At 36.5% G+C, this 12,305-nt stretch carries 14 protein-coding genes and 1 pseudogene; 11 read left to right on the top strand and 4 right to left on the bottom strand.

The window, feature by feature from the left end; all coding sequences use genetic code 11:
* A partial coding sequence (locus ACIQ32_RS09465) for a sensor histidine kinase (RefSeq protein WP_396195446.1) occupies positions 1-996 on the top strand: 996 nt, incomplete at its 5' end.
* On the opposite strand, the gene ACIQ32_RS09460 is transcribed toward ACIQ32_RS09465, so the two are convergent.
* Positions 970-2,034, bottom strand: a complete 1,065-nt coding sequence (locus tag ACIQ32_RS09460; protein ID WP_396195445.1) for a glycosyltransferase — start codon at positions 2,032-2,034, stop codon at positions 970-972. The two genes, ACIQ32_RS09465 and ACIQ32_RS09460, sit on opposite strands and share 27 nt — an antisense overlap.
* A gap of 86 nt (positions 2,035-2,120) precedes the next feature.
* Between ACIQ32_RS09460 and trmB the strand changes: the two genes are divergently transcribed.
* From trmB to ACIQ32_RS09445, 3 genes are read left to right on the top strand one after another with little or no spacing between them, the layout of a single operon-like run.
* On the top strand, positions 2,121-2,795 hold the full coding sequence (trmB, locus tag ACIQ32_RS09455; RefSeq protein ID WP_396195444.1) for a tRNA (guanosine(46)-N7)-methyltransferase TrmB: 675 nt from the start codon (positions 2,121-2,123) through the stop codon (positions 2,793-2,795).
* The gene (locus ACIQ32_RS09450) at positions 2,796-3,422 is read left to right on the top strand and encodes a LysE family transporter (protein ID WP_396195443.1); all 627 of its coding nucleotides are present in this window, start codon (positions 2,796-2,798) and stop codon (positions 3,420-3,422) included.
* A 1-nt stretch (position 3,423) separates the two neighbouring features.
* A complete protein-coding gene (locus tag ACIQ32_RS09445; RefSeq protein ID WP_396195442.1) occupies positions 3,424-3,750 on the top strand; it encodes an MGMT family protein in 327 nt (108 codons plus the stop codon).
* Positions 3,751-3,756: 6 nt separating this feature from the next.
* On the opposite strand, the gene ACIQ32_RS09440 is transcribed toward ACIQ32_RS09445, so the two are convergent.
* A complete protein-coding gene (locus ACIQ32_RS09440) occupies positions 3,757-4,404 on the bottom strand; it encodes a sensor histidine kinase (protein ID WP_396195441.1) in 648 nt (215 codons plus the stop codon).
* 164 nt (positions 4,405-4,568) lie between these two features.
* On the opposite strand from ACIQ32_RS09440, the gene ACIQ32_RS09435 reads away from it, so the two are divergent.
* The 7 genes from ACIQ32_RS09435 (at position 4,569) to ACIQ32_RS09405 (ending at position 10,432) form a co-directional block, all read left to right on the top strand.
* On the top strand, positions 4,569-5,216 hold the full coding sequence (locus ACIQ32_RS09435) for a hypothetical protein (protein WP_396195440.1): 648 nt from the start codon (positions 4,569-4,571) through the stop codon (positions 5,214-5,216).
* A 786-nt stretch (positions 5,217-6,002) separates the two neighbouring features.
* Positions 6,003-6,224 carry a hypothetical protein gene (locus ACIQ32_RS09430; RefSeq protein ID WP_396195439.1) on the top strand — a complete coding sequence of 74 codons (222 nt, stop codon included), beginning with the start codon at positions 6,003-6,005 and terminating at the stop codon, positions 6,222-6,224.
* Between the two features lie 140 nt (positions 6,225-6,364).
* Positions 6,365-6,988, top strand: coding sequence for a recombinase family protein (locus ACIQ32_RS09425; protein WP_396195438.1), 624 nt, complete (start codon positions 6,365-6,367; stop codon positions 6,986-6,988).
* Positions 6,989-7,412: 424 nt separating this feature from the next.
* Entirely contained in the window at positions 7,413-8,546 is a 1,134-nt protein-coding gene (locus ACIQ32_RS09420) for a P-loop NTPase (RefSeq protein ID WP_396195437.1), read from the top strand.
* An 80-nt stretch (positions 8,547-8,626) separates the two neighbouring features.
* The gene (locus tag ACIQ32_RS09415; RefSeq protein WP_396195436.1) at positions 8,627-8,866 is read left to right on the top strand and encodes a NifU family protein; all 240 of its coding nucleotides are present in this window, start codon (positions 8,627-8,629) and stop codon (positions 8,864-8,866) included.
* A gap of 181 nt (positions 8,867-9,047) precedes the next feature.
* Entirely contained in the window at positions 9,048-10,100 is a 1,053-nt protein-coding gene (locus tag ACIQ32_RS09410; protein WP_396195435.1) for an NAD(P)/FAD-dependent oxidoreductase, read from the top strand.
* Positions 10,100-10,432, top strand: coding sequence for a ferredoxin (locus ACIQ32_RS09405; protein WP_396195434.1), 333 nt, complete (start codon positions 10,100-10,102; stop codon positions 10,430-10,432). The genes ACIQ32_RS09410 and ACIQ32_RS09405 overlap by 1 nt, the downstream gene beginning before the upstream one ends.
* Before the next feature lie 51 nt (positions 10,433-10,483).
* On the opposite strand, the gene ACIQ32_RS09400 is transcribed toward ACIQ32_RS09405, so the two are convergent.
* Positions 10,484-11,860: a T9SS type A sorting domain-containing protein gene (locus tag ACIQ32_RS09400; RefSeq protein WP_396195433.1), complete on the bottom strand. Its 1,377-nt coding sequence runs from the start codon at positions 11,858-11,860 to the stop codon at positions 10,484-10,486.
* 116 nt (positions 11,861-11,976) lie between these two features.
* Positions 11,977-12,305: pseudogene (locus ACIQ32_RS09395) on the bottom strand (SGNH/GDSL hydrolase family protein); the annotation flags it as partial.

Here is a 12,305-nt window from a genome sequence, read left to right as displayed (position 1 = left end):
ACGTATATTACCCTTTTCTCCACCGGTTTTCTTGGTATTTTACTTTGGTTTTTTCACGAATTCTCTTTGGCTATTCTTTTGGTTTTTGCCTTGTCAATGGCGACCTTTTCTTTCTTCGTTATACAGTATCGCGTCGAGCATTTTATTTATCGAAGGGTAAAAAAAATCTACGATGACGTTTCATTACTCGAATCGACTTCTTTCCGAAACCAACCTATTACTACCGATATGGCTACGTTAACCAAGCAAGTGAAAAAATTTGCAATGGATAAAAAGATGGAAATCGAAACGCTCAAAGTGCGTGAAGAATACCGTCGGGAGTTTTTAGGGAATGTCTCGCACGAATTAAAAACACCTTTGTTTACGGTGCAAGGCTATCTTTCTACTTTGTTAGACGGCGCAATGAACGATAAAAATGTTCGCAAAAAGTATTTGGAAAGAGCTGAAAAAGGCGTAGAGCGACTCATTTATATCGTGGAAGATTTAGACATGATTTCCAAACTCGAAATGGGCGATTTGAACTTGGAGCTTTCTAAATTTAATATGGTCGAACTCATCCAAAACGTGTTCGATTTATTGGAAATGAAAGCCGATAAAAAGAACATCATTCTCATGTTTGATCGAAAGTATAGTAAGCCTATCAAAGTTTTTGGGGATAAAGAAAAAATCCAGCAAGTGTTGACCAACTTAATCATGAATTCCATCAAATACGGTAAAGAGAACGGAACTACGGAAGTTACTATCGAAGATTTGGTTAACAACAAACTTATTGTTCGTGTGCGCGACAACGGCGAAGGGATTGAAAAACACAACCTTTCCAGAATTTTTGAGCGTTTCTTCAGAGTAGACAAAAGTGGTGCGCGCAGTGAAGGCGGTTCAGGCTTGGGATTGTCTATAGTCAAACACATCATCGAAGCACATGGAGAGAAAATTTATGTTGAGAGTGAGTTTGGTTCAGGCTCTGAATTCTCATTCACCATGGAAAAGTATAAATAACTGTTTCCAATTCACTGTTTCATTGGTTTTAGGAAAACCTTTGTACAAATCGATTTCCAGTAATTTTTCCGATTTAAATTCGTTTTGCTTGGCAAATGGCGCCATGCCAATTCTCTTAAATCTTTTGGCTAAATATTCTTGTTCAAACTGTCCTGGCGTTGGAATAAAAAATGCTTTCTTCTCTAATTTGGCCAAATCCATTACCGTTGTATAGCCTGAACGACTGAGCACTAATCTACTCTCGTTAAAAGCGGTTTCAATCTCATCCGAAGTCATGAAATTATAATAAGTAATGTGGTTTTGGATTTCCATTTTTTGTTCCGGTGCTACTTTCCCTTTGATAAAAATTATTTTCCCGTTGTATTTTTGAAGTTCTTCAATGAGTTTTTCTTCTAACATTGTTCGTTGTGGTTCCGGTCCGGATAAAATAACCATCAAATCATATCTAGTTGGCAACTCTTTTTTGGTCAAACGACTTAATGGACCAAGGTATTTCAGATTTAAAGAGCTGCTTTCCAAATGGCCTAATTTGCCCGTAAGAGTAGGCAGTTCTTTGTGATCGGGTATCCAACATTCCGTAAATTTTGCTATGAAAAACCGATGCAACTTACTCGAAATCCAGGTGGTTTTTCCCGATAACACATTCAGTTGATGTGTCATAAATACACTCGGCACTTTTTTGCTGTAAACACCCAAACGATTGTCGGAAATAATGCCTTTTAAATCGTATTCTTTTACCAAAGCTTTAACCCTTTTTTTCTCTACAAAAATCGCCTGAATCATTTTCGGACTGTTTTTGATGATTTTCCACTTGAAGTCTTTTTCATCTTTGGCATACTCAATCTCATAAGAGGGTAATGCTATCGTTAGAAGATTAGGAAATTCTTTTTGTAATAATTGCAAAGCCACACCGTCTGAAGCGATAATGGGAGTAAAGCCGTATCGTTGTAATTCACGGATAATCGGAATACAGCGAGTAGCATGACCCAAACCCCAATTTAATGGCGCAATCAATATGTTTTTAGAAGTTGTTTTCAAGTTGGGAAGTTACGGTTTTAACATTGCAAAGTAAAAAAGATTTCGGATAGTTTATATTTCCTTAATTTTACCAAAAAATTAAATCTGTGGGCAGTAAGAATAAATTAAAGCGATTCAAGGAAAACGAGACCTTTCAAAATGTTTTCCAACCAACGCGGGAAGAAGTTGTAGGTGGCGAATTTGCATTGAAAGGCAAATGGAATAGTGAATTTTTTAAAAATGATAATCCTGTCATCATCGAATTAGGCTGTGGTAAAGGCGAATACTCTGTGGGTTTAGCCGAAAGATATCCGGATAAAAACTTTGTAGGAATCGATATTAAAGGGGCTCGATTTTGGCGCGGTGCTAAAACGGCAGTAGAAAGCGGCATGCACAACGTAGCTTTTGTTAGAACGCAAATCGAACTCATTGATGGAATTTTTGCCGATGGCGAAGTCTCAGAAATTTGGATTACGTTTCCCGATCCGCAAATCAAATACAAACGCACCAAACACCGAATGACCAATAGCGAGTTTTTGAAGTTGTACAAAAGAATTTTAAAACCCGATGGTGTAGTAAACTTGAAAACCGACAGCGAATTCATGCACGGTTATACTTTAGGATTGTTACATGGCGAAGGTCACGAGGTATTGTATGCCAACCATCATGTGTATAAAAATGAAGGCGCACCCGAGGAAGTAATCGGGATTCAAACCTTTTATGAAAAACAATATTTGGAAATCAACAAAGCAATTACGTATATTCGTTTCAAAATCAAATAGATGTCCTTTATTTTGCCTCTTGTCTTAGGGTTTTGCATTGCTTTTTTGGCGGTTATTCTTCCGGGTTTAATCAACATGACAGCGGCCAAAATCAGTTTGCAAGAAGGTAAAAACGAAGCGATTAGCTTTGCAGTAGGCGCTTCAGTAGTAGTGTTTGTTCAAACTTTCATCGCTGTTTTATTTGCCCGATTTATTAGCCAACACCAAGAAATTGTGGCTACTTTACAGGAAATAGGCATTTTTATTTTTACCGGATTGAGTATCTATTTTTTCTGGATAGCCAAAAAGCCTAAGAAGATTAAACCGGAAGCCAAAATCAAAGGCAAGTCCAACCGATTTTTTTTCGGAATGTTACTGTCAATGCTCAATTTACTGCCAATTCCTTTTTATGTATTTGCCAGCATGGGTTTAGCGGCCTCGGGTTATTTCAGTTTCGATAAAATACCGGTTTCAACTTTTGTGAGCGGAGTGGTTTTAGGTTCTTTCAGTGTTTTTTACTTGTATATTGTTGCTTTCAAAAAAATTGAAAAAAAGACCGAATTCCTGATGCAGAATATCAATATTGTAATCGGCTCTGTAACCACTTTTATGGCCATTGTAACTTTAATCAAACTCCTTTACGATTAAAATGGAAGACAATTTCTTCGAAAGAGTGTACGATGTTGTCCGACAAATTCCCGAAGGTAAAGTCACTTCCTATGGCGCTATTGCCAAAGCGTTAGGCTCGGCTCGCTCTGCCCGAATGGTCGGCTGGGCGATGAATGCCAGTCACGGACACCAAGATGTTCCGGCACACCGCGTAGTCAATCGCATTGGGGTGCTTTCCGGAAAACACCATTTCGACGGTACCAATTTGATGCAACAATTGTTGGAAAACGAAGGAATAGAAGTCATCGACAATCAAATAGTCGATTTTGAAAAGCATTTTTGGCAGCCGGAGGTTAAGCGATTGTAAGCGATTTTACTCCAGCAAACAAACCGTAAATTTCGTCCCGTTTTCGCCATTTTCAAAAGCCAAATAGCCACCGTGCGCTTCAATGATGTTTTTGGATAAAGTCAGCCCAATGCCCGCGCCTTCTTTTCGAGTGGTAAAGAACGGCAGGAAAATTTTATCTTCAATTTCGGGTTCAATGCCGGCGCCGGTATCGCTAATCATGATGTAAAGACGTTTTTCTTTGAGTTCAGCGCTAATGCTGATTTCTCTTCGGTCTTTTCCTTCCAAAGCATACATGCTGTTGGTTAGCAAATTGATCAGCACTTGCTCCATTTGATTGCGATCTACTGTAATCCATCGTTTAAAGTTCAGTTGGTTGACCACAGCAATGGAGTCCTTTTTGAACAAAGGCTGCATGATTTGCAAACAGCTTTCCACCAATTCCGATAGCTCTGTTTTTTCTTTTTTAGGCGATGGCAACATGGCGAGTTTTCGATAGCTTTCTACAAATTCCTGCAGGTGATTACTGCGGTTGTGCATCGTGGCTACGCTTTGTTTGATGTCTTCCAAATCTTCGGCCGACAAACTTTCTTGTTGGACCAATTCGTTTAAATTTTGCGAAAGCGACCGAATCGGCGTCAGCGAATTCAACAGTTCGTGTGAAATGACTTTCATCAAATTTGTATGTCTGAAAACATTTTTGCTAATTGTAGAAGAGGCAAAAATTTCTTATTTTTTTTTGTATTATTGCAAGCTCTTAAGCATAAATAAAAATTAAATAATTATGTTTTACAACACAAATTTTATCAGGTTTATTTTAATTTTTAGATTACTTTTTAATGAATAAGTTATTTTTTATATTCCTTTTTTGCTCAATAAATTTATTTTCTCAAAACTTTGGTTATGATAAAGTTTCCATCGAAACTGGTTTAGGATATAGTATTCCAATAAACAACAAATCTTCAGATGGAAGTGGTCAATTTGCTTCATTTTCAAATATCAATATTGGTGTTCGCTATATGTTCAATCAAAAGTGGGGTATTAAAGGTGATTTTAGTTATGATTCTTTTAATTATAAAGATAAAGGCAGCAATCATTATAGAGTAAATTTAGCTGCATATTACAATGTGGGAGATTTTTTTGATTTAAATAATATTTCAAATCAGAGTGTTGCATTATATTCTCATTTTGGGGGAGGTATAACTTATAACAATTCTTATATTAAGGAAGTTCAAATCGGTTACATCCCCGGTTGGGAAAGACAAATTAATGTAACTTTTGGATTATCTCCAAGATTCAGAATAAACGATCATATTTCTATTTTAACTGATTGGACAAATATAATTGCTATGAGACAACATTTTTATTATAGTGGAGAGGAAATAGTATCTGGTGGAAAAATTGGAAAAATTGGATTTCATATGACTTTTAACTTAGGAATTTCTTTTTCAATAGGAGAAAATGTTGATCATGCAGATTTTTATTAATATAAATAGATTTTTTTCTATATATATCCTCTAAGCTATGATTTGCAATTATTGTGCTAAATAAAATACCAATCAGGGAAATTTGGCTGGGAAACCTGACACACCCATTTGAACTGTAAAACAATTAGATTCTTAATTGATTCATACAAAAACAAAAAAGTTGAATGACACTTGAAGGTGATTATGAATCAAAAGAAAGTTTAAACCCAACTTCAACATCTGCAAAAAATTAAAAATCCCAATTTAACTTCAAGTATTTATTTTGTAAATAAAGCTACAAACTTGGGCGTTCTTAGTAAAAAATTAGTTAAACAATAAATGATTAAACATCTATAAATTTTAAAGTTTATAAAAAAAGCTATTTCAAAAAAGAAGTAGTTTTTTATAATGCTTTGTATGAAGTTAGAATTGGTAGACTAGGAATTCGAATTCATTAAACCTAATTTAGTTTTGTTTGAACAAAACTAAAAAACTAGAAAGCCAAACTAAGTTTTGCTTGAACCAAACTAAAAAACTAGAAAGCCAAACTAAGTTTTGTTTGAACAAAACTAAAAAACTAGTAAGCCAAACTAAGTTTTGCTTGAACCAAACTAAAAAACTAGTAAGCAAAATTAAGTTTTGCTTAAACATCGTCTGTTATTATCATATTCTTTACAAATAGTACTTTTTAGATACAATATGTTAAAATTTTAATAATTTTTATAAATTATTATCTTCTTGGAATGCTTTTTGAATAATTATTAACAATTGTAATAATTATTGTGCAACCATTAAAATCTAGAAATCATGGCCAGAAGAAAATTAGGCAGAGTTTTAGACCTTGAAAAAGGCAGAAAAAGAGTAGCAGGCGTAAAAAGTATTGACCCTACTTTAGATTTGGGCAACGACATTACCGTTGAGAACTACGAAAAGCAAGTAGAAAAAATGGAAGAAAACCTTGCGGCCTATAACACTGCATTGAGCACCGTAGACATGGAAATACATTTAACATTTTTGTTAAAAGATTAAAATGCCAGTTCTCACGATACTGGCATTTTTTATTTTATAAATGTACCAAACCACAAAGTGTATCATTTTAATCAATAAAGGTTAGGTAGTTTGATACGGTTTTTGTATCTTCGAAATATAAAATATTAAAATGATACAATATGAAAGTCGTTATATACTCTAGGGTTTCAACAAATAGTCAAGATTACAAAAGACAAACAGAGGAATTGTTAGATTTCTCAAAAAATATGAATTATGAGGTTCTAAATATATTTGAAGAAAAGATTTCTGGAGGAAAAACAAATGAGGAGCGACCAGAACTAATAAAAATGATTAACTATAACAAATCTAATAAAATCGATAAAGTTCTTTGTTGGGAGTTAAGTAGATTAGGAAGAAATACTATTGAGGTTCTTAAAACAATTCAGTTGCTAAATGAAAATTGTATTTCTCTTTATATCAAAAACCATAATATTGAAACATTGAATGATAAATGTGAAATAAATCCAATGTCCCAATTCTTAATTCAAATCCTTACTTCTGTTAGTGAGATGGAGAAAACTCAAATCAGACAAAGAATTAAATCAGGTTATGAGAGTTATAGAAAGAATGGTGGCAAAGTTGGTAGAAAAGAGGGATTTAAGAAAGATGTAGAAACTCTATTAACAGAACACAAGGACGTTGTAAAATTATTGAAACAAGGATATTCAGTAAGAAAGACAATGAAACTAACTGATAAAAGTAGCGGAACTATTCAAAAAATTAAAAAACTAATTTCAGAATAATATGAGCACCTCAACTAAATATAATCAACTTATGATTAAGATCGAAAATGACTTAATCTTATTAAAAAGGAAACTCAAAAAACATCAAACCGATTTTAATAAGAACCCTCATAATTGGGGGTTTATTGGTGACCTTGAATATGTCAGTAATGAGGTTGATGAGGTTGTGAATTTTTTAAGATAAAGTTATGATTTCTAACATTGCTTTATCAAGAAATAATCTAAATAATTATTACCTTTGTCCCACAAAATTATGTGAGTAACTGATAATGTTTTGAATCAAAAAATTACACTCATTATTACACTCTAAAAAAATAAAGTAACACAAATTGCTGATAATAAATTGTTTATAATGAATTATTATCTTTGCAATCTAAATTCAGTTTAAATAAAAGAAACTGAAAGATTTAAATCGCAATACAAAATGAAATTGGATAGAAAAGAAATTTTGACTGCTTTGGAAACCATTACCATTGCAGGCGAAGGGAAAAATATGGTGGAAAGCGGTGCTGTAAAAAATGTGCTGACTTTCGGTAACGAGGTAGTGGTAGATTTAGTAATTACCACGCCGGCCATGCACATCAAAAAACGCGCGGAAGACGATATCAAAAAATTAATCCATGATAAATTTTCACCGGATGCCGTGGTGAAAGTTAACATCAAAGTGGAAACGCCCGAGCAAAATCCGAATCAAATAAAAGGCAAAGCCATTCCGGGTATCAGTAATATTATAGCCGTTGCCTCAGGCAAAGGCGGAGTAGGAAAATCTACAGTAACGGCAAACTTAGCGGTGACTTTGGCCAAAATGGGCTTCAAAGTCGGTGTCTTAGATGCCGATATTTACGGGCCAAGCATGCCGATCATGTTTGACGTGGAAAACGAAAAACCGCTTTCTATTGAAGTGGACGGCAAATCGAAAATGAAACCCATTGAAAGCTACGAAATCAAATTGCTTTCCATCGGATTTTTTACCGCTCCAAGTCAGGCGGTAATTTGGCGTGGTCCAATGGCTTCTAAGGCTTTAAACCAAATGATATTCGACGCCGCTTGGGGCGAACTCGATTTCATGCTAATCGATTTACCTCCGGGAACAGGTGATATTCACTTGTCGATTATGCAATCTTTACCTATCACAGGCGCAGTGGTTGTAAGTACACCACAAGCGGTTGCGTTGGCCGATGCTAAAAAAGGTGTTTCTATGTTCTTGTCCGACAGTATCAACGTTCCGGTATTAGGTATCATCGAAAACATGGCGTATTTTACTCCTGAAGAATTGCCTAACAACAAATATTACATCTTCGGTAAAGAAGGCGCGAAAAATTTGGCAGCCGATTTAAATGTACCGTTTTTAGGCGAAGTGCCATTGGTACAAAGCATCCGTGAAGCCGGTGATTACGGTCGTCCCGCAGCCTTGCAAACCGCTTCGGTAATCGAAAATGTATTTGAAACAATCACCCGAAATATAGTACAGGAAACGGTAAATCGCAATGAAAGTTTGCCACCGACGGAAGCGATAAAAATAACTACTATGGCTGGCTGTTCGGCTGTGAAAAAATAAATTAATTTGAAGATTTGAAAATTTGAAGATGACCGTTCATTTTCAAATTTTCAAATTCTCCAATTTTCAAATTAAAAAGTATGACAAACGATGAATTAATTACCAACATTGAAAAAGCCCTCAACGAAATCAGACCGTTTCTGAATTCCGATGGCGGCGATATCAGCTTGGTTTCCGTAGAAGACCAAAAACACGTTAAAGTGCGTCTTCAAGGCGCATGTACGTCTTGCAGTTTAAGCGTGAGTACCATGAAAGCCGGTGTGGAAACCACCATCAAAAAGTACGCACCGCAAATAGAAACCGTAGAAAACATAGCTTAACAAGCGCATTTGCTTTTTAGGAGTTGGGCGTTCCCCTGCGGGTCGGGCTTTTCGCAAGTACAAGGTACTTTGCTTCAATCCCTAACGCAACTATAGCTTGGTATGACAAAAATCATAAAATATAAATTCAAGGTTAAAGACCTTAGCGCCTTAGAACCTTAGAATCTCAGAACCTCAAAAAATGATTGAAACAGATATACTGATTATCGGAGCCGGACCAACAGGTTTATTTGCTGTTTTCGAAGCCGGATTATTAAAATTAAAATGCCATATCATTGATGCTTTGCCACAACCCGGCGGGCAGTTGGCCGAATTATATCCCAAGAAACCTATTTACGACATTCCCGGTTATCCCGAAGTATTGGCGGGCGATTTGGTGACCAATTTGATGGAGCAAATCAAACAGTTTCAACCCGGATTTACTTTGGCAGAAACGGCTGAAACCATCGATAAGTTAGACGACGGAACATTTATCGTGACCACTAATAAAGGAACAAAACACCATGCTAAAGCCGTGGCTATTGCCGGTGGATTGGGAACTTTTGAACCCAGAAAACCCGAAATCGAAAACATTGCTTTTTACGAAGAAAAAGGGGTAGAGTATTTTGTAAAAGATCCGGAGTTGTTCCGCAACAAGAAAATTGTAATTGCCGGCGGCGGTGATTCTGCTTTGGATTGGAGTATCTTTTTAGCCGATGTGGCTTCGGAAGTGACCTTAATTCACCGCAGAAATGAATTCCGTGGCGCTTTGGATTCGGTGGAAAAATTACAAGAATATAAAAAGTTAGGATTGGTCAACTTGGTCACACCGGCTGAAGTGATTCGCTTACACGGAAAAGACCATTTAAACGCCATTACCATTAACAAAGACGGTGAAGAGCTAACCCTTGAAACCGATTATTTTATTCCGCTTTTCGGTTTAACACCAAAGTTAGGGTCTATCGCCAATTGGGGATTGGAAATAGAAAAGAATGCGATTAAAGTCAATAATGCTCTAGACTACCAAACCAACATCGACGGCATTTATGCCATTGGTGATGTGAACATCTATCCGGGCAAATTAAAACTCATTTTGTGCGGATTCCACGAAGCTACCTTAATGTGTCAAAGTGTATACAATCGCTTAAATCCGGGCAAACGTTATGTGCTGAAATACACCACTGTTTCGGGAGTAGACGGCTTTGACGGTACTCGAAAAGAAGCGGAAAAAGCAGTAGTAAAATCGATTGAATAATGGCGCAGGATATCACTATTAAAATCACCGATCGTGACGGCGTTACACATGAAGTGCAAGCGCCAACCGACATGAATATGAATATAATGGAATTGGTTCGTTCCTATGAATTGGCTCCCGAAGGTACCATCGGAATTTGCGGTGGTATGGCCATGTGTGCTTCTTGCCAATGTTATATTTTAAATGATGTGCCGTTGCCGGAAAAAAACCCGGACGAAGAAGCCATGCTTTGGGAAGCTTTTAATGTGAAAGACAATAGTCGTTTAGGTTGTCAGCTTCACCTCACAGAAGAAATGGACGGACTTGAAATTGAATTGGCTCCGGAGCGTTAGAAAAATAAAAAAGGCGAGATGTAATCTCGCCTTTTTAGGTATTTGGTCAACTTATTCTTTTACAAATTGAAGCGTTCTTGAAGCGTTTTCTTTGGTAATTTTTAAAAAGTAAACACCTTGTGATAAAGACTGGGTATCAACTATTAAATCAGCTTCAGACACTATGGTAACTTCTTTAATTAGCTGTCCTAAAGTATTGTAAATGGTAAACGAATCCGGTAGTTCATCATTCACCGAAAGGATTACAAAATCATTAGCAGGGTTTGGATACAATTTGATTTGATTTAATCCGAATTTTGGGGTACTTAACGGTGCTTGGCAACCCAGAGAAGCACCCAAAGTATTTCTTCTGGGGGAATTTTGCATTACCGCTAACATTCGAGCTTTTTGATTTAAGGTGAAAATATTCATACAAGCATCGTTAGTGTAATCCATGTAGTTTTCTACCATATCAACTCCTGCCGCAGAAGGACAAGAATCGTAGATTGTTAAACAGTCATAATTTTCCCAACCGGCTGCTGGGGTGTCCGCACAAAAATCATTGTTATTCGTGCAATTAATAACACCTGCTACTTGCGAGCCACCATCACCCCAAATATGTCTTAAACCTAAACAATGTCCGATTTCGTGAGTTGCGGTTCTTCCTTGGTCGTAACCGTTGAAATAGGTGCCTTGATTTGGCGCTTCTACAGATGAACCAAAACAGCGATAGTCTATAATTACTCCATCGGTAATGTCATCTCCACCATTAACATTTAGTCCGCCCAAACCTGAATTACTTGGAAATTGAGCGTACCCTAATACGCCGTTTAAATTGCCGCCAAATTGACAAACCCAAATATTAAAATATTGATTGGGATCCCATTGGGTTTGAGGTTTTAAAATGGTTTCCACATTGTTTTCGTTCCAAGTAACGTTACCTAAGTTTACGCGATTGATACCATTCGTGGCCGCCCCGTCAGGATCTCTTTGGGCCAAACAAAACTCAATTTCAACATCTGCTCCAACCGGGTTATTGTTGAATCCGGGAGTGTTTAACAGTCTTCTGAAATCTTGATTTAAAACAGTAATTTGGGAGATTACTCTGGCATTTGAGATATTTTGGGCCGTACCTACCGTTTGTCCGCTATGAATTACATGAACTACAACCGGAACAGTAATAACAATATTAGCATTTCTTCCGCTGATTAATCTCTCTTGGATTTCAGCAACCTTAGGCGCTATCCATTGTTCAAAAGCTTCGGTGGTAGCTCTGTTAGGGTTATTCGTTTTTAAAAAGTGTTCGTACTCGTCTGTAACACATCTTACAGTACCGTTTGAAGGGTTAATACTTTTTAAGGAAGTACCAAAAACAGTTCGTTCTTGATTGTTTTGATTTTGCGCAAAAAGCAAAGTGCTGAACAATAATAAAGTAAATTTCTTAAACATATTCTAGTGGTTATTGAAGTAATAATAAATAAGGTTGCTAAAGTAAGCATTTATGAATTATTACTGATTATTATAAAAATTAACTTTTAAGGTCTTAGTTGTTAAAAATGTATGAGTTACAATCCCAACTTTTCTTTGGCTAAAGGCAATATCCTTGACACAAATTGCGCATACGCCAGCGTGGAAGGATGCAAACCATCCGTTGCTACAAGTTCCGGTTGTAACAGCCCAAGTCTTGTGATGTCGGTTATAGTCACAAATGAGATTCCGTTGCTCTCACAATAGTCTTGCGCAAAGGCATTGTATTGATTGATCCCGGTTGAAATAAATGCGGAGCCTTGACCAAATGGAGTGTAAGCATAATCAGGGATAGAAATTACAATCACTTTGTTTTGATTGCCTCCGGCTTTAGCAATAGCGGTATGAACCAGTTCAGGAAATTCTT

It is taken from the genome of Flavobacterium sp. (genome assembly GCF_044373165.1).
Lineage (GTDB): Bacteria > Bacteroidota > Bacteroidia > Flavobacteriales > Flavobacteriaceae > Flavobacterium.
The sequence above is the reverse complement of the archived record's forward strand: the minus strand, read 5'-3'. Positions and strand labels throughout refer to the sequence as shown.